Source organism: Rhizobium sp. WSM1274 (assembly GCF_025200775.1).
Taxonomy (GTDB): domain Bacteria; phylum Pseudomonadota; class Alphaproteobacteria; order Rhizobiales; family Rhizobiaceae; genus Rhizobium; species Rhizobium leguminosarum_I.
In genome coordinates, this window is record NZ_CP104138.1 from 1,684,095 (window position 1) to 1,708,779 (window position 24,685).

General features: G+C 59.2%; 23 protein-coding genes and 1 pseudogene. 10 read left to right on the plus strand and 14 right to left on the minus strand.

Annotated elements, in window-relative coordinates; all coding sequences use genetic code 11:
• The first annotated feature begins 80 nt into the window (after positions 1 to 80).
• Complete coding sequence (locus tag N2600_RS08555) at positions 81 to 1,094, plus strand: L,D-transpeptidase family protein (protein WP_162118393.1); 1,014 nt, start codon at positions 81 to 83, stop codon at positions 1,092 to 1,094.
• Positions 1,095 to 1,188: 94 nt separating this feature from the next.
• Here N2600_RS08555 and N2600_RS08560 read toward each other — a convergent pair whose 3' ends face one another.
• Positions 1,189 to 1,839, minus strand: coding sequence for a response regulator transcription factor (locus N2600_RS08560; protein ID WP_260110671.1), 651 nt, complete (start codon positions 1,837 to 1,839; stop codon positions 1,189 to 1,191).
• Positions 1,840 to 2,105: 266 nt separating this feature from the next.
• Between N2600_RS08560 and N2600_RS08565 the strand changes: the two genes are divergently transcribed.
• The gene (locus N2600_RS08565; protein WP_222383753.1) at positions 2,106 to 4,952 is read left to right on the plus strand and encodes an ATP-binding protein; all 2,847 of its coding nucleotides are present in this window, start codon (positions 2,106 to 2,108) and stop codon (positions 4,950 to 4,952) included.
• A 131-nt stretch (positions 4,953 to 5,083) separates the two neighbouring features.
• On the opposite strand, the gene N2600_RS08570 is transcribed toward N2600_RS08565, so the two are convergent.
• From N2600_RS08570 to N2600_RS08600, 7 genes are all read right to left on the minus strand, one after another.
• Positions 5,084 to 6,370: an epoxide hydrolase family protein gene (locus tag N2600_RS08570; RefSeq protein ID WP_260298601.1), complete on the minus strand. Its 1,287-nt coding sequence runs from the start codon at positions 6,368 to 6,370 to the stop codon at positions 5,084 to 5,086.
• 420 nt (positions 6,371 to 6,790) lie between these two features.
• On the minus strand, positions 6,791 to 7,459 hold the full coding sequence (locus tag N2600_RS08575) for a VOC family protein (RefSeq protein ID WP_222290471.1): 669 nt from the start codon (positions 7,457 to 7,459) through the stop codon (positions 6,791 to 6,793).
• A gap of 288 nt (positions 7,460 to 7,747) precedes the next feature.
• The gene (locus N2600_RS08580; protein WP_260298602.1) at positions 7,748 to 8,371 is read right to left on the minus strand and encodes an isochorismatase family cysteine hydrolase; all 624 of its coding nucleotides are present in this window, start codon (positions 8,369 to 8,371) and stop codon (positions 7,748 to 7,750) included.
• Positions 8,372 to 8,404: 33 nt separating this feature from the next.
• Positions 8,405 to 8,938 (minus strand): hypothetical protein, encoded by a 534-nt coding sequence (locus N2600_RS08585; RefSeq protein ID WP_162118399.1) that lies wholly within the window; start codon positions 8,936 to 8,938, stop codon positions 8,405 to 8,407.
• Between the two features lie 119 nt (positions 8,939 to 9,057).
• Entirely contained in the window at positions 9,058 to 10,062 is a 1,005-nt protein-coding gene (locus N2600_RS08590; RefSeq protein ID WP_260298603.1) for an enoyl-CoA hydratase/isomerase family protein, read from the minus strand.
• Positions 10,063 to 10,102: 40 nt separating this feature from the next.
• Positions 10,103 to 10,573, minus strand: a complete 471-nt coding sequence (locus tag N2600_RS08595) for a RidA family protein (RefSeq protein ID WP_222383758.1) — start codon at positions 10,571 to 10,573, stop codon at positions 10,103 to 10,105.
• On the minus strand, positions 10,567 to 11,292 hold the full coding sequence (locus tag N2600_RS08600) for an SDR family NAD(P)-dependent oxidoreductase (protein WP_222383759.1): 726 nt from the start codon (positions 11,290 to 11,292) through the stop codon (positions 10,567 to 10,569). The genes N2600_RS08595 and N2600_RS08600 overlap by 7 nt, the downstream gene beginning before the upstream one ends.
• Positions 11,293 to 11,642: 350 nt before the next feature.
• Between N2600_RS08600 and N2600_RS08605 the strand changes: the two genes are divergently transcribed.
• The gene (locus N2600_RS08605; RefSeq protein ID WP_222383760.1) at positions 11,643 to 12,149 is read left to right on the plus strand and encodes a YybH family protein; all 507 of its coding nucleotides are present in this window, start codon (positions 11,643 to 11,645) and stop codon (positions 12,147 to 12,149) included.
• An 80-nt stretch (positions 12,150 to 12,229) separates the two neighbouring features.
• Positions 12,230 to 12,934: a type 1 glutamine amidotransferase domain-containing protein gene (locus tag N2600_RS08610; RefSeq protein WP_162118404.1), complete on the plus strand. Its 705-nt coding sequence runs from the start codon at positions 12,230 to 12,232 to the stop codon at positions 12,932 to 12,934.
• Between the two features lie 108 nt (positions 12,935 to 13,042).
• Here N2600_RS08610 and N2600_RS08615 read toward each other — a convergent pair whose 3' ends face one another.
• On the minus strand, positions 13,043 to 13,834 hold the full coding sequence (locus N2600_RS08615) for a phenylalanine 4-monooxygenase (RefSeq protein WP_260298604.1): 792 nt from the start codon (positions 13,832 to 13,834) through the stop codon (positions 13,043 to 13,045).
• Between the two features lie 123 nt (positions 13,835 to 13,957).
• Between N2600_RS08615 and N2600_RS08620 the strand changes: the two genes are divergently transcribed.
• Positions 13,958 to 14,419 (plus strand): Lrp/AsnC family transcriptional regulator, encoded by a 462-nt coding sequence (locus N2600_RS08620; RefSeq protein WP_012757075.1) that lies wholly within the window; start codon positions 13,958 to 13,960, stop codon positions 14,417 to 14,419.
• A 53-nt stretch (positions 14,420 to 14,472) separates the two neighbouring features.
• On the opposite strand, the gene N2600_RS08625 is transcribed toward N2600_RS08620, so the two are convergent.
• Entirely contained in the window at positions 14,473 to 14,952 is a 480-nt protein-coding gene (locus N2600_RS08625; RefSeq protein WP_017963960.1) for an Lrp/AsnC family transcriptional regulator, read from the minus strand.
• A 130-nt stretch (positions 14,953 to 15,082) separates the two neighbouring features.
• Here N2600_RS08625 and hppD point away from each other — a divergent pair, with 130 nt between their 5' ends.
• The 4 genes from hppD (at position 15,083) to maiA (ending at position 19,300) form a co-directional block, all read left to right on the plus strand.
• A complete protein-coding gene (gene hppD / locus N2600_RS08630; protein WP_260298605.1) occupies positions 15,083 to 16,192 on the plus strand; it encodes a 4-hydroxyphenylpyruvate dioxygenase in 1,110 nt (369 codons plus the stop codon).
• Positions 16,193 to 16,255: 63 nt separating this feature from the next.
• Positions 16,256 to 17,617 carry a homogentisate 1,2-dioxygenase gene (gene hmgA, locus N2600_RS08635; RefSeq protein WP_260298606.1) on the plus strand — a complete coding sequence of 454 codons (1,362 nt, stop codon included), beginning with the start codon at positions 16,256 to 16,258 and terminating at the stop codon, positions 17,615 to 17,617.
• 28 nt (positions 17,618 to 17,645) lie between these two features.
• Positions 17,646 to 18,671, plus strand: a complete 1,026-nt coding sequence (locus N2600_RS08640) for a fumarylacetoacetate hydrolase family protein (RefSeq protein WP_260298607.1) — start codon at positions 17,646 to 17,648, stop codon at positions 18,669 to 18,671.
• Positions 18,668 to 19,300, plus strand: a complete 633-nt coding sequence (maiA, locus tag N2600_RS08645; protein WP_260298608.1) for a maleylacetoacetate isomerase — start codon at positions 18,668 to 18,670, stop codon at positions 19,298 to 19,300. Before N2600_RS08640 ends, maiA begins: the two co-directional genes overlap by 4 nt.
• A gap of 3 nt (positions 19,301 to 19,303) precedes the next feature.
• On the opposite strand, the gene N2600_RS08650 is transcribed toward maiA, so the two are convergent.
• Positions 19,304 to 19,774, minus strand: coding sequence for an MEKHLA domain-containing protein (locus N2600_RS08650; protein ID WP_222409805.1), 471 nt, complete (start codon positions 19,772 to 19,774; stop codon positions 19,304 to 19,306).
• 531 nt (positions 19,775 to 20,305) lie between these two features.
• Between N2600_RS08650 and N2600_RS08655 the strand changes: the two genes are divergently transcribed.
• Positions 20,306 to 22,219: a KAP family NTPase gene (locus N2600_RS08655; RefSeq protein ID WP_260298609.1), complete on the plus strand. Its 1,914-nt coding sequence runs from the start codon at positions 20,306 to 20,308 to the stop codon at positions 22,217 to 22,219.
• Between the two features lie 196 nt (positions 22,220 to 22,415).
• Here N2600_RS08655 and N2600_RS08660 read toward each other — a convergent pair.
• From N2600_RS08660 to N2600_RS08670, 3 genes and pseudogenes are all read right to left on the minus strand, one after another.
• Positions 22,416 to 22,587: pseudogene (locus tag N2600_RS08660) on the minus strand (transposase domain-containing protein); the annotation flags it as partial.
• A 387-nt stretch (positions 22,588 to 22,974) separates the two neighbouring features.
• The gene (locus tag N2600_RS08665; protein WP_260298610.1) at positions 22,975 to 24,000 is read right to left on the minus strand and encodes a serine/threonine-protein kinase; all 1,026 of its coding nucleotides are present in this window, start codon (positions 23,998 to 24,000) and stop codon (positions 22,975 to 22,977) included.
• Positions 24,000 to 24,446, minus strand: a complete 447-nt coding sequence (locus N2600_RS08670) for a hypothetical protein (RefSeq protein ID WP_017960100.1) — start codon at positions 24,444 to 24,446, stop codon at positions 24,000 to 24,002. The genes N2600_RS08665 and N2600_RS08670 overlap by 1 nt, the downstream gene beginning before the upstream one ends.
• Between the last annotated feature and the right edge of the window lie 239 nt (positions 24,447 to 24,685).

Here is a 24,685-nt window from a genome sequence, read left to right on the forward strand (position 1 = left end):
GCGGATCCGCTGAAGACGTAGCTGGCGCCGAAATTCTCCAGCCGCTCTCGCGCAGTGGAACAAGTTCCCGCTTTGGCCATTTGTCGTCCATGAAAACAGCCCTGCCGATGTCGCTGCTCGCTCTGGCCCTTTCCGTTGGCGGCGCCTCCGCGCGGGAATTCCGGCCTGAAGAAATCAACACGGCGTCGATCGCCTCCATTGGGACTGAGAAGCCTGCGCCGGGAGATCCAGACCCGGCGATCGTCCGCCTTCAGGTCCTGCTCGACCGTGCGGGCTCGTCTCCCGGCGTGATCGATGGCCACTACGGGGAGAACGTCAACAAGGCCGTGGCCGGCTTCGAGGCAATGAACAATCTGCCTGTCGATGGGAGGCTGGATCCGGAAGTCGTCTCCCGCCTGGAAGGCAATGCCCCGATCGTTGCCCCGATCGTTGAAAGCCATGTGGTCTCGGCGGATGATGCCGCGGATCTCGTTGATAAGATCCCCGAAGATTATGGCGAGAAGGCAAAGATGCAGAGCTTGGGATATACGAGCGTTGCCGAGAAGTTATCCGAGCGGTTCCACATGGGGATCGATCTCGTGCATGCGCTTAACCCAGCTTCGCAGTTTGCTCCTGGCGATACGGTGTGGGTCGTGGAACCCGGCCCTCCAAGGCAAGGAAAGGTCAAGAGGATCGAGGCTGACAGGAAGACGGGACAGGTTCTCGCCTATGCCGCGGATGGATCGCTGCTTGCAGTCTATCCTGCAACGATCGGAAGCGAAGACAATCCGGCGCCGTCAGGCAAGCACAAGGTCAAGGGCGTGGCCCGGATGCCGGTCTACAGATATGACCCGAAGCGCAACTTCAAGCAGGGAAAGAACGACAAGGTCCTGACAATTCCAAAGGGACCAAATGGTCCGGTCGGCACGGTCTGGATCGACCTGACCGAGCCGACTTATGGGATACATGGAACACCGGAGCCGAAGCTCATCGATAAGGTGGGATCGCATGGCTGTGTGCGGCTGACGAACTGGGATGCCGAAGAGTTGGCTGGCATGGTCAAGCCAGGGGTCTTCGTGGACTTCGTCACAGGCAGCCCCGCCGCCCCGAAGTGAGGCGGAATTATTTCTGTTCCGATCCCTTCTCGTGCTTGCTGCCGATAGGATGTCGGGCGCTTCCCGGCATCCCGGCTATCTGTCAGACCGCAAACTAATGCAGGGATCCCACACCGATATCGAGCTTCGCTGCCATATTCACCAGATGCGGCAACGTTCGGGCGTTCATCTTCCTCATGACCTGACCGCGATGAGCCTTCACGGTGATCTCGCTAATCTTCAGTTTGAACGCCACCTGCTTGTTTAGGAGCCCTTCTGCCACGAACTTCATGACTTCTCGTTCCCGCGGCGTGAGCGTCCGGTAGTTTCCCTCCAGGCGACCTATCTCCATCGTGGCCTGAATGGCCGCGTGGATCTTCTCCATCAGAGCGTTTAAGTCGAAGGGCTGGGGTATGAAGCTGACATGAAATTTCGTTGCGTTCACGGTCATCGCTTGCCCGCCATGGCCGGTGAGGACGATCACCGGGCAACGGATTGCATGCGAACATATCAGATGTGTCAGATCAGACGCGGTCAGATCGGGGAGTCTCGCATCAAGAACAACGCAACCGAGAACATCCGCCTCGGGGCATGTCAGAAATTCCGTTCTGGATTTATAAAGGTGCGGCCGCCAACCCTGTAAGCAGATGTTTGCGTTCAACGCCGAGGAAATAGTATCGTCGTCACTCAAGATGACGACGATTGCGTCTTCTGGTGAGAGTTTCTGCTCTCTGCGCGTTGTTGCATGCGCGTTGCCAGTGTACATTGCCATTCTCCTTTGAATCGTGTCGAGAATTCTGCGGGCAAAGATATTGGAAATGAATTGTACTCGCGTCCGAGTGTTGATCGTCGCGATCGCTGCTGGAATTTCTTTTAGCGGATAGCGATTCAAAATGGCACTTAAGTGCTATGAGAGTTTCTGAAAAAATCTGAATCGCTGCTTTGGAGCGCGGCCCTGTGCCCTTGGAATAGGGGTCGTTCCTGTGGCTTTATGGTCCTAAATACCATTGCCTGGATGGATGAGAGAGCGCTTTGGGACAGATCGAGCTAGGCCTTTTCGAGTTCTGCGGTTGGGAGCTTGACCTCGCGAAGCGAGAGCTGCGTGCCATGGGAGCGCCAGTACCCATTGGCAGTCGGGCCTTCGAAATCCTGGAAACACTTGTGGTTTCGGAAGGCGATATTGTATCCAAAGACGACCTTATGAAGCGTGTCTGGCCCGGACTCATCGTCGAAGACAATACGATTCAAGTTCACATATCGGCAATTCGCAAGGCGCTCGGAAAAGATAGGAATTTGCTGAAGACCATTTCTGGTCGAGGCTATCGTATCCTTGGCGAGTGGACGTGCCATCGTAAACCGGCACACGCGCCGATGCCGACGCCGGCTATCCAACCGCGGTCGACTGAGAATTCGTTCTTTACGAATATTCCGGCCTCGACGTCTGATCTGGTAGGCCGCGAGACGACGATTACCCAAGTCCTGAACCTGACTTCTGCCTACCGAGTTGTGACGCTGACCGGCCCCGGCGGTATCGGAAAGACCGTACTTGCATCGGAAATCGCCCGTCGTTTGCTGCCATCGCTGGACGGCAACGCCTTCTTCGTCGAACTTGTATCCCTGTCGGATCCGGGCCTCGTTCCCACAACGCTGGCTCAAGCCCTCGATTTGCATCTTCAGGGAGACGACATTTCCGCAGAGCTGGTGGCCCGCGCCATCGGCACGAAGAAGATGTTGTTGGTGATCGACAATTGCGAACACGTCATCGACGCCGCCGCCGCTATGGTCGAGGCGATCGTGCGTGCTTGCCAGAACGTATCGGTGCTCGCGACAAGCCGAGAGCTTCTCCGTATCGAGGGCGAATTCGCTTATCGCGTGCCCCCGCTCGAGGTTCCGGCGAGCGAGGATCTCGGCAACGCTCTGGAACATAGTGCGGTCCAGCTCTTCATTGCTCGCACCCGGGCCTTGCTATGGGATTTTTCGCCAAGCCAGGAAAGGCTGTCTGCCATCGCGTCGATATGTCGGCATCTGGATGGAATTCCCCTTGCCATCGAATTTGCCGCAGCTCGCGCTGCGACCTTGGGCCTCCAACAGATCGCTGGTCGGTTGGATGACCGCTTTGTACTTCTCACCGGCGGACGTAGGACCGCTCTGCCTCGCCATCAGACACTCCGCGCGGCGCTGGACTGGAGCTATGAATTGCTGCCGGAAGCCGAACGCCAGCTGCTTTGCAATCTGGCGATCTTCCCGGCCGGCTTTACACTGGATGCCGCCGTGGCGGTGAGTGGGGAAACCGAGGCGGAAACGGCTCTGGCTATTTCTAATCTCGTCTCGAAGTCTCTGGTGACATTCGAAGGAGCGGAAACAGGTCCTCGCTGGCGTCTCCTCGAAACCGTGCGAGTCTACGCGCGCGAAAAGCTCGGGGTCCGCGACCACTACCAACGCGCCATGCGTCGGCTGGCGAAGTACTTTCTGTCGTTCTTTCAGCCGTTTTCAGAGGAAAGCCATCTTCAGGCTGCGATCGAAGATATTGCTCGCTATCGCCGGGAGATCGACAATCTGCGTGCCGCGCTGAGATGGGCTCTCTCGCCCGATGGGGACGGAATTCTGGGCGCAAGGCTCGCCGCCACCACGAGCGACTTCTGGACTGCCATGTCGCTCGTTTCCGAGGCGGGCGACTGGGCGGAAAAAGCGCTCGAACAGATCGGCGAGGAGAGCGGAAGCCGCACCGAGATGGTCCTGCGATGCGCTCTCGGATTCGCGCTGATTTACACCCGGGGCATGAGCCATCGCGGCAGGGACGTGCTGACCGGTGCCTTGTCGCTGGCAAAGGCATTCGATGACTTTGATTACCAGCAGCGCGTGACATGCGCACTTTGGCTGTTCTCCGCCCGATCGATGGAATTGGAAGACGCGCTGGTGTTTGCGCGTGAATACGAGCACGTCGTCAAGGGACGAGACATACAGTCCCGGGCTACGGCCGCATGGCTGGTGGGAATCCCTCAAACTTATCAGGCGGAGCACCAGGAAGCTGGCGAACGGCTTGATTGGGCGGCGAGGCATTTCCCCTTCGACAATCGCCGCAAAGATATGCTGAGGCTGGGTGCCGACGTTCGGACGTCCGCCATGGCCCACAACACGGTGAACCTGATCTCACGCGGTCAGTTGGACGCGGCGGTTCGAACGGCTGAGGAGTCGATCCGGGAAGCACGCGAAACAAGGCAGCCATTCGTCGTATGTGTTGCTCTCGCGTGGTCGGCTGCCTTCGTTTCACTAAGCCTTGACGAGGTGCATCGAGCCAAGGAATACGGCGAAGAGTTGCTCGACCACGCGTTGCAGCATGGCCTGCGCCCTTTTCACGCGGTTGGCCTATGCGTGAAGGGAAGTCTGGCGGCTCGATCGGGCGATCCTATGAATGGAATTGACGCGCTTCGATCCGGCATTGGTGAAATGCGTGAAGCCGCCTACCTGCTTTTTTATCCTTTTTTCTTATGCGAGCTGGCGTCTGCGTTGCAGGCAGCCGGTCGTTTCAATGAGGCGCTTCAGGAAATCGGAAATGCTCTGCATTTTTCAGAGCAAAAAGGCTATCGGTGGATGGTGCCCGAGATTTTGAGAAAGAAGGGCGAGATATTAGCCACCCAGGATATCAGCAACGCCTCTGATGTCCAAAGCTTGTACCAACAGGCAATGCACCAGGCCTCTGCGCAAGGCGGAATTTACTGGCAAATTTCAGCAGGAACCAGCCTGGTCGAGTTCCTCGATCGCAATGGTGGAGGTGGATCGGCTCGCAATATCCTCCTTCCGATCTACCAGCAGTTCACGGAAGGATTTTCCAGCGTCAAACTGTCACGAGCAAAGATGCTGATCGACGGTCTGGGCTGAAACGAAAGCCGAAAATCGCTGCACGACAGTCCCTGCGTCGCAACCGAAATCAGATATGGACCCACGTCCATGTCAACACATGGAGCAAGGCCGCCGGAAAACCGGCGACCAGGCAGGCGTCTGAAATGGGTTTACGTTCTGACTGAACGGAACGCAGTGCGAAGCTCTTGGCAGAACACCGCCGTCTGCTCCCAAGCTGCGAAGTGCCCGCCCTTCGCGAGCCTGTTGTAGTGTATCAGGTTCGGGTAGGCCCGCTCGGTCCAGCTCCGGGGCGCCGCATAGATTTCGTCAGGAAATACGCTGACCGCCACTGGAATCTTGACATTCTTCACAGCGAAGAATTCAAGCTTGTTCTCCCAGTAAAGGCGTGCCGACGAGACGGCCGTGTTCGTGAGCCAGTAGAGGGTCACGTTGTCAAGGATATCCTCTCGTGTCAGGCCTTCCGTCTCGCCGTCGAAGACGCGGGCGATCACCTCGTAGCTCCGGATATCGTGATCGATCATCCACGCGGCAAGGCCGACGGGTGAATCCGCGATCCCGACCAAGGTCTGCGGACGGTTTGCCATTTCGATCGCGTAGCCGAGCCCATGCTTGTAGAAATCATCGAGCTGGTTGTAGGCGTGTTCCTCGTCGGCCGACAGTCCTGCAGGCTTGGTGCCTCCCGGCCGGAGCGCGGCGGCGATATCTTCCGGAACGGTGGCCGGCATATTAACGTGGATGCCGACCAGTTCCGGCGGGGCGATCAGTGCCATCTGCTCAGTCACGGCGTCGCCCCAGTCGCCGCCTTGAGCGACATATTTCGAGTAGCCGAGGCGTTTCATGAGTTCGATCCAGGCATGCGCGATCCGGATGGGATCCCAGCCCCTTTCGGTCGGCTTTCCGGAAAAGCCGTAGCCCGGAATTGAAGGGATGACGACGTCGAAAGCGTCCGACGCCGAGCCGCCGTGTGCAGTCGGATTGGTAAGGGGCTCGATGATCTTCATCTGCTCGATGATCGACCCCGGCCATCCATGTGTCACTATGATGGGCAAGGTGCCGTCGCGCTTGGCCTTCACATGGATGAAGTGGATGTCCACTCCGTCGATCTTGGTGGTGAACTGGGGCAGGGCGTTCAGCCTGGCTTCGACCTTTCGCCAGTCATAGTCCTTGGCCCAATACCTGGCGAGCTTTTCGATGGTCGCGGACTGAACGCCCTGGGTATTGTCATCGACGATCTCGCGCTCCGGAAAGCGCGTTGCTTCGATGCGGCGACGGAGATCGTCGAGTTGGGCATCGGTTGCCTTGTATGTGAAGGGACGAATTTCCTCTCCACCGGCTTTGGCTAGGGCGATTGAGGCTGGAAGGATGCTGAGCGCGCCCGCGGCCGCGGCGGTTGCCAAAAAAGTGCGGCGAGTGACTGGGGATGAGATGGATGACATGGGGGTCTCCTGGGTTCAGAATTTCGACGCGCCAAAGCTCTCATGTGCGGAAGTGAGGTTCTATTGCACCAAGGTGTTGCCGATACCATTGGATCGGTTCCGAATACGGATGGCAAAAAGGGCCTTTGGAGCGTGTCGAACAGGCCGACATTGGGAGCAACGAGGCTCGTTGATGTCGTCATCAAAGCGGGCATCTCTCGCTCGTCCGGTCGGCTAAAATTCGAGCGAACTGGGCGAGGCCGCGCCCGATGTTCCATTGGAACGGGGAGTTCGAACATGGCAAAAGAAAAGGCCGCCATCATCGCAGATGGCGGCCCCAATCCAGCTTCGATCGCAACAGTTGCTGCGGCCTTGCTCTCAGCAGCCGGAAGCACTCTTCGAAGGCTCCCATGGCACATGTCGGCAGTACAAAATGAGCCATCAGTCGGGCAACGGCCGTCCTGAGCGCTCGGCGATCATGTACTGCGCATACCAGTCCGGCCAGTTCTCATCATGATTGCCGCCGGTGCGCTTCTCGTGTTCGCCGTGGGCAGCCGCGGCACGGCGCAAGGCGCTTGCAAGGTCGCTCTCCGATGAGAATGCCGCGCCGGTGGCGTCGATGCGCCCTGGCAGCCTGGCCGTCACCTCCTGGAAGAGCCAGCCGTTTCCATCGGGATCGCTGAACGATGCGAAAGATGAGTAGCTCCCGCGAGTTGGATGCGGTCCAGCAAGACGACCCTCGTCGTCCTGATGATGGAAAACGCCGCCGACATCATGAAAGACACCGCTCATCGCGGCACCTCGGGCGGCCAGCGCCGCGTGAGCCATCTCGATGTCGGAAACGATCAGATGAAGGCCTTGCGCGGAACCCGGCTTGGCGGAGGTGACGCCGCTGCCGAAGATCACCGAGCACGGCGAGCCAGGCGGCGTCACCTGAACCACCCGGAACCCGCTCGCGCCGGAAACGTCGGCGTCCAGCCTCCAGCCAAGCCCGGTGTAGAAGGCCTTTGCGCGATCGACGTCGGAAACCGGAATAACCACGACTTCGAGCTTCATGTCGACGTCATGCACCTTCTCTGCGGCAGTCCTGTTGGGTTCCTGGATGGACATTTTCAATTCTCCCGTAATGAGCGTGATGGGCAGTGCCCTTGACGCAGCGAACGATGCGTCAGCCCAGTGCGGCCGTCCGTTGTCCCATGGTGTCGGTTCGATCGTTGCTGCGATAATCGGCGATGGTCGATGAAGGCCGTGCCGAACGCCTGTGATGTCCGCACGCAAGAAACGCCTTCGTTTGTCCGACAGAACAGACCAAGCGCCTTTGTTCACACTTAAGGCGTGCGCTCGCCCTCGGCGGAGTGTGTCCGCAGAGGGCCGCTTTGGCGCCGCGCGACGTGCCTGTCACGCTGCAAGCGCTCCGACAACATCGCTCGTATTCACGATGGCGCTGGCGTAGTTGGGCATGTTGATTTCCAACGCCGCGTGCATCATCTCGTGCGAGTAGTCGGCAACGGCGTCCCTTACCACCGTGACGTCGTAGCCGAGTTCGGCGGCAAAGCGGACCGTGGCTTCGATGCAGGTGTGAGCGACCAGCCCGATGACGATGATCCTCTCGATGCCGTGTCGCTTCAGCTGCAAATCGAGATCGGTGTTGGCAAATCCGCTTGAACACCAGTGCTCCGAGGCGACGATCTCGCCTTTGGCCGGAACGAACTCGGCACGGAATTCTCCGCCCCAGGTCCCTAACTCGAAACTTTTACGGTGCCACGCAGCGCGCTGGATCGGCGCCACGAATTTCCAGTTCTCATAATCGCCTTCCCGGTACCGGTGATGCATGGCGAAAAAGATGCGAAGCTTCGCAGCACGCGCTGCGGACAGGACCTGCTGCATGTGTGGCACGCAGTTGTTCGCTTCCGCCACGTCCTTGATCCGAGGCCAGATCTTTCCGCCCTCGGGAATGAAGTCATTGTAGGGGTCGACGACCACGAGGCCGGTATTATTTGGATCATATGATAGAGGTTTCATGGTGCTCTCCGTGCGGCAACTGGATTTAGGTGATCAGTCGTTGCGAAGCGCGGCGCGCTCTATGCTTGCGGCGAAAAGCGGCGTCTCGCCCTTGTTATGGGCAATGGACATCGGCTGGCGTTGCGTCCGGAAGATGTCGAATGGAATCCCCTGGCGGTCGAGGAAGGCAAGCATCTCGTCAGTAGCGTAGGACCTGACGCGGTTGGTGAACTCGCATTTCGCGTCATCGAGCCTCTTGGCGCTTAGTTCCCAGGTCACATGGATGGTTGTACGTCCCGACGGTGTGAACACGTCCGAGTCGGAGTCGAGGATCAGATGATCCCTCTCGCCGAGCGTCTCGACATAATGCTGGACCATCAGACTGCCGCCGATGGTCTCGACATTGATCGACATCCGTCTGCCGTCCGGCGTCGTGGTGAAGCCAGCCGTGATGTGGGCTGGAGAGCAACCCTGATAGTCCTTCTCGGATAAGGCGAAGCACCATTGAGGAATGTCGATCTTCTCGATCGGGGCATTGATGATGGCGGAAAAGCTTGAATCGACGATCTGGTTCTCAACGCTGCGCATGTCATTTCTCCGTTGTTCATGGTGATGTGCAGGCTCGCGAGCCAAGGCCTGCGATGCCCGTGAAGTGGATTCTGTGGCATCACAGGGACACCGTTACCGAATATTGCGGTCTCTTCAGCCTACTTGTCGGCCAAAGTCTGCGTGTAATGGCCGAGGCTGGACTCGATGTCGGGGTTCGTCTGCAGGCCCATCTCCATCAACCTGCCGATGTTCTTTTGCGCGATGGGGCGCTGGACCGAAGAAATGAAGGCGTCCCAGCCGGCACCGATTTCCGGGTCGGTCGGCAGGCTGGCGAAATCGACCAGCCGTTTCGTATCCGCGATGGCTCCCCGGTCAAATCCAGAGATGCGCGCTGCAAGCGAGTTGACGAAGGGATCGAGCTTGTCGTCTGCGAACGAGCGGTTCACGTAACCATACTGCTCGGCCAGTTCGCCGTTGATGTCGTCGGATCCGAGCAGGACTTCAAGCGCGCGCCCTCGGCCCATCAGCCTGGGAAGCCGTGCCATGGGGCCGCCGCCCGGGACGAAGCCGGCGCCGACCTCCCATTGTGATAGAATGGCCTTTTCCCGGCTCGCAAAGCGCATGTCGCTTGCCAGGGCGAGCTCGCTTCCGACCCCGGTGGCGCGCCCACGGATCAAAGCGATCGATACGACCGGCGCCTTGCTCAATCGCACCAGCATGTCGGGAAGCGGGTGAAGGCCGGTGCGCCCTGAGGGAAGGCTCGTCGACTCCTCCAGAGGCGGCGTGAAATTGTAATGGGTCAGAAAAAAGCCCGGCACGTCGCTGTCGAACACGACGACCCTGAGTTTCGGATCGGTCTCGATGTCGGCGATAACCTTCTCGAGCTGCGGAATGGTCTCCGGACCGAATATATTGAACGGAGGGTTGTCGAATGTCACCCGCCAATAGGCAGGCGTCCGCCTGTCCACTTTGATCTGGGATTTGTGTGGTGTTTCGGACCCGGGCTTTGATTGTAGCGTGCTGTCCGGCTTGAGTGGCGACTGGCCGGAGAGCGCAAGCGCCGGCAGCATCAGGACCGCCGAGGCTGTCAGAAACGTGGATGACGCGGCGACGACGGCGAGAGCGCGTCGGGGCCGCAACCCTTTCGATGATGTGAGTGTCATGATTGTCTCCATGTCTGGGCTTGGTCAGCGAATTCCTCCGCTAGGGCTCAATTTCAAGAATGAGTTCGATTTCGACGGGCATTCCGAGCGGGATGCTGGTGACGCCGAGAACGATACGCGGCGGAATCCTTTCCGCTCCGAAGATGTCGAGCAGAAGCTCGGAGGCGCCGTCTGCCACCTTCGGATGTTCGCGGAACGCGTGGGATGTCGCGATATAGACGCCGAGCTTGGAAATACGACGAACCGAGTTCAACGATCCCAGGTGCGACCTCGCGGCCGCGATGCCGCTGAGGCAGGCGGTGCGCGCGGCATCATAGCCTTGAAGGGTGGAAAGCTCCTCGCCGACCCGCCCGAAGTAGACGGGATCGTGGCCGACCACCGGAAGCATGCCGCTCAGGAACAGCAGCGGCCCTGACTGGATCGCCTCGACATAGGCGCCGAAAGGCATCGGCGGGGGAGGCAGCACGATCCCCAGTTCCTGCAGGCGCCCCTCCGAGTCGCGGCCTACCATTTTCCCAAATGTGCGCCGTTGTCGACGTGCAGCACCTCCCCGGTGATATTCGCTGACTCGGTCAGATAGACGACACCGTCGACGATCTCCTGGACGGCCGTGATCGTTCCCATCGGCGAAAGCGATTTGAGATAATCTTTTGGGTTCGTCGCATGCAGCGGCGTATCGACCACACCCGGCGACACTGCATTAACCCGGATGTTATCCCTGGCGAATTCCAGCGCCAGGCTCTTGGTGATGGCATTGAGGCCGCCTTTCGTGATCATCGGCACGGACGCCGTCACGCCGGCGATGGGATGATCTGTCAGCGACGACGTGATGGTGACGACGCTTCCTCCCGACTTCTGACGAAGCATCTGCCTGACAGCGGACTTAGTGAAGTGAAGGAAGCCTTCGACGTTGGTCGCTGTGAGGCGTCGAAAGTCATCGATCGTGTAGTCGAGGAAAGGCTTGGTGACGAAAATGCCGGCGTTATTGACCAGCGCGTCGATCGACCCGAACCGCTCGACGGCCCGCTGCGCCACACGCTCGGCGGTCTCTGGATCGGCGACATCGCCGTCGATCAACGCCAGCCTGTTATCGCGCTCGAACGCGGTCGTCTCGCTGATGCGTCTCGACGTCCCGACGACATTGTATCCCTTATCGAGGAAGGTCTTCACGAGGCCGGCGCCGATCCCTTGGGATGCGCCGGTGATCACCACTGTCTTGTGCAGGCTCATTTCCGCCTCCGTTATTGGTACGCACCGACCAGCCGCCCACCACCAATGGCCGGGCGCTGCCTCGATCGCGAGTTGTGTGCTGATGCCGGCCTTCAGCCGGGAACGGTTTCGAAAATTCCGTCACCGTTCTGGCAAGAACATCTCGCCAAAACCGGTCGCCGCCTATTGTACGAAGGTGTCGCCGATACCTTTGGGTCGGATGGCGAGACCGAGCGCTAATCACCGGAGGAAACCGACTCCGCGCGTTGACGACACCATCGTCTAATGGAATCCGCTTTTTTCTTTCCGCATCCTCAGCAAGCCAGCCCAGGCCGGCGCTCCTTTGAAACCAAACGGAAAGAGGTTCTGACATGCAGAGGTATCTTCGAGAGATAACGGGAAACGAGGCGAAGACCGGCGACGGTCCTCTAGACGCGCTGATAGAGTTCTACAGGGCGTTCAACGCTGCCGACATGACGGCGCTGGAAGCTATATGGGTCGAGGGCGACGCTCCGAGCATGGACAATCCCATCGGCGGAATCCGACGCGGTTGGGGCGCGATTGCCGAGGGGTATTCCAGGCTTTTCGAAGGTCAGGCGAAGGTCCAGGTGGCGTTCCACGACTTCACGAGCCAGGGCGGAGAAGACTGGCACCTCTTTGTCGGCCGCGAAAGAGGTCGATGCGAAACACCTGAGGAGAGGCTCGATGTCGCCTTTCGCACGACACGCTGGTTCGTTCGAAGGAACGACGTCTGGCGGCAACTCCACCACCACGGTTCGGTCGAAGACCCCAAGATGCTTGCCGACTACCAACGCTTGATTTTTGGGGGCAGGGCGAAGGGAAGCCAATACCAAGGTATCGCCGATACCAAGGTGTAACTGTTGTACGAGCGGAAACTTGCCATACTTCTCCTCACGCAGCCGGTTCTGACTGCGGTCGAACAAGAAGGAGTCGACAGATGAAGATCCTGATGGTGTTTACGTCCCATGACATTCTTGGTAGCACCGGCCGGAAGACGGGCTTCTGGCTCGAAGAAGGAGCTGCACCCTACTATGTCTTTCGCGATGCCGGCGTTGAACTCGTCCTCGCCTCGCCCAAAGCCGGTCAGCCGCCGGTCGATCCGAAGAGCGATCTGCCGGAAAACCAGACGGAGGCGATGACTCGCTTCAAGCAGGACGCAGCGGCGCAGAAGGATTTCGCCAACACCTTGAAGCTGGCGGACATGCGCTCGGAGGACTTCGACGCGGTATTCTATCCGGGCGGCCACGGACCGATGTGGGATCTGGTCGACAACCCGGATTCGATCTCCCTGATCGAGTCCTTCTATAATTCCGGTAAGCCGGTTGCCGCCGTCTGCCATGCACCTGGGGTGCTGCATCGGGTGACATATAACGGCGCGCCGATCGTCAAAGGTAAACGCGTCACAGGGTTTGCGAACAGCGAAGAGGAAGAGGTTCAACTCACCGACGTTGTGCCGTTCCTGGTCGAAGATGAATTGAAGCGGCTCGGCGGACTCTATGAAAAAGCGCCGAACTGGCAGAGCTTCGCCATTACGGACGGCCGGTTGATCACCGGACAGAACCCGGCTTCTTCGACTGCCGGGGCGCAGGCCCTGGTCAAACTACTCGCCAAGCAGTCTACGGCCGGTTCGAATGCTGCGTGAGTGACGACTGAGGTGGCCAGGCTGACAAATTCAGGTCGTGGTCGCAAGCCCTTTGATTTGCGACCACGAAACGCTTCTTATGTAGGGATCCCGGCCTATCATCCGAACTCACGACGCTTTGGCTTCGAAAGCGGGGGCGAAATCACCCAGCGACTTGGCCTTGAGGATCGTGCCCTCGATATCCTGCTCCACGATCGCTTCAAGATCGGCGAAGCCGTCGATTACATAATAGATCGGCTGGAGGATATCGATCCGGTAGGGCGTCCGGAGCACGCTCAGCAGATCGAACGGCCGGAATTCGCATGCCTTGCCTTCCATTGCCGCCTTCGCTTCGCTGGGCGATGAGACTATGCCCGCGCCGAAGCAGCGGCGGCCCTGCGGCGTGTTGATCAGGCCGAATTCGACGGTGAACCAGAAGATCCGGAACAGATGCCATGAATAGCCCTTGCCGAGGCGAACGGCCGTTTCGCCGAAATGCCGGACGAAATTAGCATAGCTCTGGTTGGTAAGCATGGGGCAATGGCCGAAAACCTCGTGGAACAGGTCCGGTTCCTCTATATAGTCGATATGCTCGCGACGGCGCAGGAAGGTTGCGAGCGGGAATTTGCCTTGCGACAGAAGCTCGTAAAAGCGCGAGGGCGGAATGAGCGCCGGCACGCCTTCGACGCCGAAGCCGGTGGTCTCGTTCAGGCGTCTGTTCACATCGAGAAGCTGAGGCACCTTGTCGGGCTTGAGCCCCAGCATTTTGACGCCGTCCAGATACTCGCGGCAGGCCATGTCGGAAAGCAGCGTCATCTGACGCCGGTAGAGTTCACCCCAGATCGCATCTTCATCCGGAGTGTAGTCATACAAACCATCCGGGCCGGGCAGTTTGGCGGTGTAGCTGCTTTCCTTGGTCATGTGCTGATCCTCCCATGCACGGCGCTATTGGTGCCATTATGATCCGAATTTGGAGAATTTTCTTTCCTTTCATGCTGGCTGTCGCCATAATCGTGGAAAATATTCCCGAACGAGATACAGAAAATGAAAGAACCTGGGAATTTTCGCCGCAAGCTTCTGCAACTCGTCCAGGCCGACGGCAGCCTTTCGCTGGCCGACCTGGCGGAAAAGGCCGGCATGTCGCAGAGCTCGGCCTGGCGGAAGATCCAGGAACTGGAAGCCGACGGCGTCATCCGCAAGCGGGTAACCCTGCTCGATCCTGGGAAACTCGATCTCAAGCTCTGTGTGATCGCGCATGTGACGCTGGAGGATCACCACGAGGAGGCGGTCGCCTCTTTCGCTTCGATGGTGCTGGAGCGGCCGGAGATCATGGAGTGCTACGCCTTGTCAGGGGCCTTCGACTACATGCTGAAGATAAGAGCAAGCGACGTGGAAAGTTACGAAGCCTTCATGACCCGCTATCTCATGCGCAACCCGCATGTGCGCACGGTGGTCTCGAGCTTCGTGCTGCGCGAGCTGAAATTCTCGACCGAACTGCCGCTCTGATTTAGATATTTACGCAGGGCGATGCCGTCGACATCAATGTCGTGTTGTCGCCATCAATGTCCCGGCATCAGCACCGGAAAGCCCTCGAATGTCTTCAACGTGTCGAGCACGATCGATGTCTTCACGTGCTGCACCGACTCGTGCGGCAACAGCACGTCGTTGACGAATTTCGAGAGGTCGGAGAGGCCGCGGGTCGCCACCGTCAGGTGATAATCCATTTCACCGGTCAGCGCATAGGCCTCAAGAACTTCCGGCAGTCCATTGATCAGCTGCGAAAATCGGCGGGCATTGTCTCTGTTGTGGGTCGCAAGCGTCACGGAAATGACCACAAGCATATCGAGACCCAGCCTCTGCCGATCAAGGTAAGCGCGGTAGCTGCGGATATATCCTTCAGCCTCCAATCTTGTGCGCCGGCGCGAGCATTGCGACGGTGAAAGCGCAATCCGCTCTCCTAGCTCGTTGTTCGTCAGCCTGCCGTCCTTTTGAAGTTCCTGAAGCAGGCGCAGGTCCAATCTGTCGAGCGGTTCATCCATTGCGCGAATTCCCAAAAACACTCACGGATCGTGCAGAATATCTTCCTGGAGCATGAAGAATGCAAGAACTTTGCACGCGTTTTGGGCCACACTTTGCATATCAAATGCCATCTCCTCTGGAGGAAAGAAAATGGGTCCTTTCCCGCATGATGCGCCGCCCTCGGAAATCACCGCCGACAATCCGGCCGGTACCGACGGCTTCGAATTTGTCGAATTCGCCCATCCCGAGCCCGAGACGCTGCGCGAGCTCTTCACACGCATGGGCTACGTTGCCGTTGCCAAACACAAGACGAAAGACATCACCGTCTGGCGACAGGGTGACATCAACTATATCCTGAACGCCGAACCACGCAGCCATGCCGCGCGTTTCGTCTCAAATCATGGTCCCTGCGCCCCATCGATGGCCTGGCGTGTCGTCGACGCCAAGCACGCTTTCGACCATGCTGTGTCAAAGGGCGCCGTTCCCTATGAAGGGCACGACAAGACGCTCGACGTCCCGGCGATCGTCGGCATCGGCGGCTCGCTGCTCTATTTCGTCGAGACCTATGGTGCCAAGGGATCGGCTTACGAGGCCGAGTTCGATTGGCTCGGCGAGCGCAACCCGCATCCTGAAGGCATCGGCTTCTATTATCTCGACCATCTGACGCACAACGTCTTCCGCGGCAACATGGACAAGTGGTGGGATTTTTACCGCAACCTGTTCAATTTCAAGCAGATCCACTTCTTCGATATCGATGGCCGCATCACCGGTCTGGTGAGCCGCGCCATCACCTCGCCCTGTGGCAAAATCCGCATTCCGCTGAATGAATCGAAGGACGACACCAGCCAGATCGAGGAATATCTTAAGAAGTACAAGGGCGAGGGCATTCAGCATATCGCCGTTGGAACGGAGGATATTTACGACGCCACCGACAGGCTTGCCGACAACGGCCTGCGATTCATGCCGGGTCCGCCGGAGACCTATTACGACATGTCCTATGAACGCGTGAACGGCCACAGCGAACCGGTCGAACGCATGAAGAAGCACGGCATCCTGATCGATGGCGAAGGTGTGGTGAATGGCGGCATGACGAAAATCCTGCTGCAGATTTTCTCCAAGACGGTCATCGGCCCGATCTTCTTCGAATTCATCCAGCGCAAGGGCGACGAAGGATTCGGTGAAGGCAATTTCCGGGCTCTTTTCGAGTCGATCGAGGCCGATCAGATCAAGCGTGGTGTCATCGGGACCGCAGCGGAGTAAACTCTAAAGCGTTGCGCGCCTTGTCAGACGTGCAGCGCTGCGGGTTGTCGGGGAGGAGTGAGCATGGACCAGACATCGATCCAGACGTCGGATGGTGAAGCCGCGGCGGCAAACACGCTGAAATATATGCCGGGGTTCGGCAATGACTTCGAAACCGAGTCACTTCCCGGCGCCTTGCCGCAAGGCCAGAACAGCCCGCAGAAATGCAATTACGGTCTCTATGCGGAGCAGCTTTCCGGCTCGCCGTTTACCGCGCCACGCGGGACCAACGAAAGGTCCTGGCTCTACCGCATCCGCCCGAGCGTGCGTCACACCCGCCGCTTCTCCAACGCGTCCTATCCGCTTTGGAAAACCGCGCCGTGTCTCGACGAACATTCGCTCCCGCTCGGCCAGCTTCGCTGGGATCCCATTCCCGCACCCGCGGAGAGACTGACATTCCTCGAGGGGGTGCGGACCATCACGTCGGCAGGCGATGCCACCACCCAGGTGGGCATGTCAGCCCATGCCTATGTCTTCAATGAGGACATGGTCGACGATTACTTCTTCAATGCCGATGGTGAATTGCTGATCGTGCCGCAGCTCGGCGCCATCAGAGTGTTCACCGAAATGGGCATCATGGATGTCGAGCCCCTGGAAATATGCCTCATCCCCCGCGGCATGATGTTCAAGATTATGAAGGGCGGCGGGCAGACGGTCTGGCGTGGCTATATCTGCGAGAACTACGGCGCGAAATTCACACTGCCGGACCGCGGGCCGATCGGCGCCAACTGCCTGGCAAACCCGCGCGATTTCAAGACGCCTGTCGCCGCATTCGAGGACAAGGAAACGCCGTGCCGCGTCCATGTGAAGTGGTGCGGAAAGTTCTATGTCACGGAGATCGGCCATTCGCCGCTGGATGTGGTGGCCTGGCACGGCAACTACGCCCCGTTCAAATACGACCTGCGGACATTTTCTCCGGTCGGCGCCATCCGCTTCGATCATCCCGATCCGTCGATCTTTTCGGTGCTGACCGCGCCCACCGAAGATGCGGGCACGGCGAATGTCGATTTCGTGATCTTTCCGCCGCGCTGGCTGGTCGCCGAGCACACGTTTCGTCCGCCCTGGTACCACCGCAACATCATGAGCGAATTCATGGGCCTGATCCACGGCCAGTATGACGCGAAGGAGGAGGGCTTCGTGCCGGGCGGCATGAGCCTGCACAACATGATGCTTCCCCACGGTCCGGATGCGCTCGCCTTCGAAAAGGCATCCAATACCGAGCTCAAACCCGTGAAGCTCGATCACACCATGGCCTTCATGTTCGAAACCCGGTACCCGCAGCAACTGACGAGATACGCAGCCGAGCTTGAAACGCTGCAGGATGATTACCTCGAATGCTGGGATGGCCTGGAACGCAAGTTCGACGGAACGCCCGGTATCAAGTGAAGTCATCCTCCGGCACGGGATTTCGGACATGAAGCTTGCGACATTAAAAGACTCCACGCGGGACGGCCGGCTCGTCGTCGTTTCTCGCGACCTGACCCGCTGTTCCGAGGTCGGTCACATTTCCCGAACCCTGCAGGCAGCACTCGATGACTGGGCGCATGTGGCTCCGAGGCTTGCGCTGATTGCCGAAGGCGTCGAGACCGGCGCCCAGCCAACAATCCGGTTTCACGAACATGACGCAACGTCACCTCTGCCGCGGGCCTATCAATGGGCCGATGGTTCCGCTTACGTCAACCATGTCGAACTGGTGCGCAAGGCGCGCGGCGCCGAAATGCCGGCGAGCTTCTGGACAGATCCGCTGATCTATCAGGGCGGGTCGGACGCTTTCCTTGCGCCGCGCGACCCGATCGTGATGGCTGACGAGGCTTACGGGATCGACATGGAAGGCGAGGTCGCGGTCATTACCGGCGACGTCGCCGTGGGTTGCAGCCCGGAGGCCGGGCGCGGCGCCATCCGCCTGCTGATGCTCGTCAACGACGTGTCGCTGCGCGGTCTAATCCCGGACGAACTGGCAAAGGGATTTGGTTTTTTCCAGTCGAAGCCGGCATCGGCATTTTCTCCGGTCGCGGTGACGCCGGACGAGTTCGGAGAGGCCTGGGATGGCGGTAAGCTGCATCTCCCGCTGCTGGTGAGCTTGAACGGCAAGCTGTTCGGCAAGGCCAATGCCGGCATCGACATGACGTTCGATTTTGGCCAGTTGATCGCGCACGCCGCCAAAACCCGCAATCTCGCGGCCGGCACGATCATCGGCTCGGGGACGGTTTCCAACAAACTCGACGGCGGCCCGGGCAAGCCGGTGGAAGGCGGCGGAAACGGCTACTCCTGCATTGCCGAAATCAGGATGATCGAGACGATCGAGACCGGATCACCGAAGACCCCCTTCATGAAGTTCGGGGATCAGGTTCGCATCGAGATGAAGAATAGGGCCGGCCATTCGATCTTCGGGGCGATCGAGCAGACTGTCGAGAAATACCAAGGGGCCGAACCGCAATGAGCGAGGTCGTCCTTTACGACTACTGGCGATCATCGGCGAGCTATCGCGTCCGCATCGCGCTCAATCTTTTGGGTATCGATTATCAGACCGTGCCCATCAACCTGTTGGAAGGGGCACACAAGACTCCGGAATATCTGGCGCTCAATCCGCAGGGCTTCGTGCCGACACTGGTGGTCGACGGGAAAACACTGACGCAGTCGCTGGCGATCATCGAATATCTCGCCGAGACCCGGCCGGAATGCGGATTGCTGCCACCGGATATTGTCGATCGCCAGAAAGTCCGCGCCCTTGCCTATGCGATCGCTATGGACATCCATCCGATCTGCAACCTGCATGTCGTGTCGCATCTGATGAGCATGACGGATAAGCCCGATGCTCGCGAGGAATGGATGAAACATTTCATCTCCGACGGGCTGGGCAAACTGGAAGCGATGATCGGCGAAGCCGATGGCGCGTTCAGCTTTGGAGATGCGCCGACGATGGCGGACCTCTGTCTCGTTCCCCAAGTCTACAACGCTCGCCGCTGGGGAGTAGATATGACCGCTTTCAGGCGCATCACCGACATCGACGCCAGATGCGCCGAACTGCCCGCCTTCCAGGCGGCGCATCCCGGCCGCGTGAAACCGTAGAAACTACGCATCCCGCCATGAAGAGAATATCGCAGCCTGGCCCAACCGCTTGCCCGCGTCATCGATCAGCTGCCAGACGGTGAAGTTGTCGACCCAGAAACGGCGGCCCGATTTCGCGACCCTGACACCGCGGCCATTATCGACAAAACCATCACGCGTGACGGCATCGAGCAGCCGCTGGCGCTCGGCGAGATCGGGCTGTTCAGCCGAAAGCCGCGACGGCAGCGTGATGAATTCATCCCAGCTGTATTCGAAGCAGGTCTGCGCCGTGCAGTTGGCATAGATGAAGCGCGGGTCGGGCAGGGTATTGTGGGCAAGGACCACGAAAGGCGCGTCGTTATAGAGCCAGTCCGGCCCTTGCCCGTCCTGGACAAGTCGACGGCCGGTGACGCGCAGGTAACTTCCGGTGAGGAGGAAGAAGAAATCGGCATCGCTCCTCAGGTCGAGGGCGTGATTGTCATAGGCAAAAGTCACGAACTGCCTCACGGGTCAAATGCTTCGATGCAGGCGACATAGTCGATATTCATCGCATCGGTCTACAGCGCAAAGAATGGCGGTCGCAGCGAGTAGTCTGCAATCTTGAATCCGGTGCCTGCAATCCAAACGAGATCGAGGAGCTGAAAAAGCTGGGAGGCAAGGTCGAGGTTCTCTCCGACCCCAAGCTTCACGGCAAGGTGTATTTGACGGACAGGCAGCTCGTTCTGGATTCGTCGAACGCCTCCAGCAACGGTCTCGTTGTCGAGGGGCCGGCGATTGGAGGCTGGGCGGAGGCGAATATCTCTACGAATGACAGGGGTCTTCTCGGCCAGTTACGCACTTGGTGCGACGAGCGTGTGCTTGCCGCGGACACTGTCACTGCGGAGAAGCTTGCGCTTGCCCGTGTAGTCTGGATGGCGAGACGAGCGGCGTCACCGGCGAACGGCGGATTATCTACCGGCCTGGTCCTTGGCGTGTACGCCGATGATGCATACATTCCTGTCCCACTCACCACCGGAGCCGCTGCGAGTGAACGAGCATGCCGTCAAAGTCCTGGATGCATATCTCGATGCCGATACGCTGTCTGTTCCGCATGCAGTACTGATAGAGGGCCGCTGGGGCAGCGGCAAAACGTTTTTCCTGCAAAACGTCTACGAGCCCGCGCGGATGCGAGAGATGAATGCCAAGCGTCTCCATCACACTCCGTTTCTGTTCGTGAGCCTGTTCGGCGCGACCTCGGCCGCCGACGTCGAAATGCGCATCTACAAGGCGGCCTGCCCCGGGGAGGCGATCGCGGCCGGGATCGCTGGCACCATAGCACTGGGGGTCGGGGAGTTCTTTCGTGTCAAGGATGCGACCAAGGGTGCGATGGACAAGCTCGGAAAGAAGGCGATCAAGCGTCTCAACGACTTTGTCTTCGTCTTCGACGATCTCGAGCGGATGGAAAAGACCGCTTTCGGGGAAGTGATGGGACTGGTCAACTCCCTCGTTGCAGAACACGGACGACGAGTCCTGCTCGTCACCGACGAGACCAAGCTGGAGGAACTTGTTGGAGGCGACATGTGGAAGGACCAGAACGAGAAGATCGTCGGCCGACGTGCGCATATCGAAGCGGACTACGAGAGTGTGATCCACAGCACAATAGGGAACATGCCGAACGGTTCTGCCAAGTCGTTCATGGGCGACCGTATCGACGACCTCCTCGAAATCGCGATGGCCTCGGAGATCCAGAACCTCCGCAATCTGACATGGGCCATGCACAACGCCTCCGCTTTCGTGGACTGCCTCATCGGAGACGGCGAGATACCGGAGCGACACGTCGCCTTGACGATGGGCGTCGTACTCGCGACGACTCTGGGGATGCGCGGCGGCCTTCTCAATGCGGAAACGCTCGAGCGTCTTCCCGGGCTGGCGACGACGCTTGCCTTCCGGTCAGTTGGGAACAACCACGCGCCGTTGGATCCTCAGCTTCTGCAGGCCAAGACGTTTTCGGATAAGTTCGGCTCGCTCTCCCTCGACACGCCACCGATCGATTACGGTTTCATCAATGGCTTCGAACGCAGTGGGGTTATGGACCCGCTGCAAGTCAATTCTTGGATAAAGACCCAGTTCGGCTTTGGCAAAGAGCACGCCGAGCCGTCATGGCGGAGATTGTGGCTCAGCCACGAGCGACCGATGAAGGACACAGACGAGGCTGTTGCCATACTTGCCGATGAACTGGCCAAGCGGGTTCACACGGATAACGGGCCAATCCTTCATTCCGCGGGGCTTGCGATCCGGCAATGGGGAATGAACGACCAACGCCTGACCGCAGGAGAGGATGTCGTTGCCTACTTCGAAAAGTACATCGACGAGGTTGCCGCGGCAGGACTTTTGGAGGCGATGAAGTTCGACCATTTTCCCGCAGGATTCGATAGCCATGGCGGACTCGGCTTCAGCTCCACTGAGACTGGGGAATTTCAGCACATAGCTACCTACTTGCGCGCAAAGTCCTTGGAAAAAGCTGCGGCGAAACGCCATGAGCGAGCAGTTTCGATCTTCGCCGAAGCGGAAGCAGGTGATTTCGAGGCGCTGTTCAAGTTCATCCGAACCGACGACCCAGAGCTTTCCCAGACCCCGGTACTGTTGGACATTCCGGTCGATCATGTCGCGGAATTCATGAGCCGGGACGTCCCGGAGCTATCCGCAGGTTCGAAGCTGCTTGCGTATCGATATCACCGAACGATGCCCGGGGATCCTGTGCTTGAGGAACTGCAATGGGCCCGCGATGTTTATGCTGCCGTTGTCGGAAAGCTTGCCCAGTGGCCGGAACCTCACCGGGCGATGGCGCTGCATTCGATGAACAGCCTCATTCGATACTACGAGCGGGACAAGCAACCTGAAGACAGGATCATCCCGCCACCGAAAGAGGCCGAGGCGGAAACGGAAATGCAGGACGCATAATCGCCTCCCGTGCACAGAACTCGTGCCTCAAAATCTCGCAGCCTAGTTTGCAGCCGGACCCGCGCCGCACGTCCGACTATAGCTCTCCAGGGCGTCGGACACATAGGTTATCAGTAAGCGCTGCTTGCATCGCACCTTGACCACGCGCATTGAGCCGTTTTGAAATCCAGCGCTATGGGTCCGCTTCGGGTCGACATCAGCCGTGCGTTCGCTCCGAATAGTTCCAAGGCATTTAGGTCGTCGACCCGGCTCTGCTTGTGACCATTGACGATGGAGCTGAGCGTGGCGGTCAGGTATGCGAACGGTTCGACAGCGTTGATCCTACAGGTCTCAATAAGTGAGGCGATAGTCGCCCAATTGTCCGCTCCGCACCCTCGCTCGAAGTCTGATAGTTGGGGAGATCCGTTTTCGACGGCGACCGACAGCCGATTCACTAGCGAAGAATAGATATCTCTATTCCGATGGAACCGTTCTGTAATCTGGATGGGAACGCCTTCCTCATCAAGGCTCTTGAGCCTGCCCGCGCCGGTGAACCATTGAGGTTTTCCGAGATAACGGAGGTGTTCAGTGATCCTGGAATGATGCCGCACAACATCGAGTTCCGGCTTCGGCCGTGAAAATGTTGGCGGCTGCCGTCCGTGCGGTGTCATCCTTCTGGTGCGGACCTCACCTGAAACGGCGTCCGCAAATCAGGCATTGGTAGCGCGTGGGCGTGGGCATGACTGCTCGATCTCCGCTCGCGCCGGGTTGACCCCTCACGTCAACGTTGAACGTGCCACCAGCTCCGCCAGACGAGTCCGTGCTTCGCGTTCCGTTCGGTAGCTCTGGCAATCCGGGCGACGGCGACGACCTCCGACCGTGTATTCGACGGACGGTTTGATGCCGGACTGGAAGAAGGCGCGTTCCTCCCTTCCATCGAAGGTGCAGGTCCATTCGTTGTCGTTCAAGCGGATCCACCGCCGGGCCGGCCGCAGCCGCTCCAGCTCCTGCCGAAGGGCGGCAGCCGTCGGGTACCTGTCGGCAACGACGGGGTTTATCGCCTTCTTGATGATGCGCTTCAGCTTCGGCGGCATGTGATCGGCGAAGCCCAACAGGTTCACGAGCTTGCCTTCCTTCACGAGAGCAGGCCACGCCGCGCTGCTCAATATTACGTCCCATCCCGTCATGTTGTTCACAGCACGGAGCAGCGTCATGCCTGCGGCGAACACGTCGCTGGCGGCGGAGAACTCCCTGTTATTGATGGCCTCCGGCGAGGCGTGCGGACGGTAGAACAAGTCCGTGACCCTCACGCCGCTCTCCGGATGGATGACAGTGCCAAAGTCCGACAGCTTGGCGATCCCGCCCGTCAGCATGATGTTGCCTGGCTTGACGTCGCGGTGAACGATCCCGCGGTTGTGGGCGTGCTCGAGGGCGAACAGGATCTGCTTCAGGTAGCCGATGGTTTCGATGACGGGCACGAATTCCTGATGCAGCCGATCGGCCAGCGAGCCGCCTTCCAGGTACTCCATTTCAATGAGCACGGCACCGTCGAAGACGTCGGCGGTGAGCACCTTCACGACGTGGTCGTGGCCGCAAAGGCTCTGCGCCTGCGCCTCGACGACGGCGCGGTGCTCGACGGGATTGGCGACGCGGATCAACTTCAGGGCGGACTCGCGACCAAGGTTCCGATTGATCACGTGGAAGACGTCGCCGAACTGGCCGCTCCCGAGCGGCCGGACGATCTCGTACTTGTTCAGCACGATCTCGCCGGGCTGGAACGTCAGGGGGGCGACGGCCGACATCAGAGGCTCATCCAAGCGGCAAGGGCAGCCAGTTTGGCCGCGTTCGGCCAAGTCGCAGGGCGATCCACAATGCGCTCGTCGCAAGCCGTGAACTTGTCACCCGGATGCGCCAGCGCCTTCTTCGTGAAGGTGTGGATGGTCGACTGGTCAGCGGCCAGCCCCCGCTCGTGCGCAACCAGGGCAAGGATCCCGAAGGGGAACGTCAGGTAGGCGATCTGATCGGCCTTCTTTCCGTCCATCGACAGGCGGTATGCGAGGCCTTGCGGCTGCCGCGCCTCGATCAGCTCGTTGAACGTCTGTTTGAAGAAGTTTGCCATCTCCGGCTTCGGCTGGTCTACGTCGAATCGGTGGCGGTCGTGTACGACGTACCGCGGATCGGCTCTCGTGCCTTCCATCAGGCAGAAGTGCAACTCGCCCTTCTGAAGATTAAACCCAAGGATAGCCATCAGCCTGCCTTTCGATGGGAGGGTCGCCTTCTGCGCGAGCCCTGAACCAAAGGGCCCGAGCGAATGGCGGCCGGGCCCTTTTCTGGGATTTTATAAACTTAGGCGTTAGCGGCCAAGCTTCACGTCTCCTGGTCCAGCCATTGGCAAACCTAGTGGCGCGCTACAACGCCCGCTCAACTAGGTTGGATAATCCAGTTTAGTTGAGCGGGCGCTCGCATTTGGTTGGACACGACGCCGAT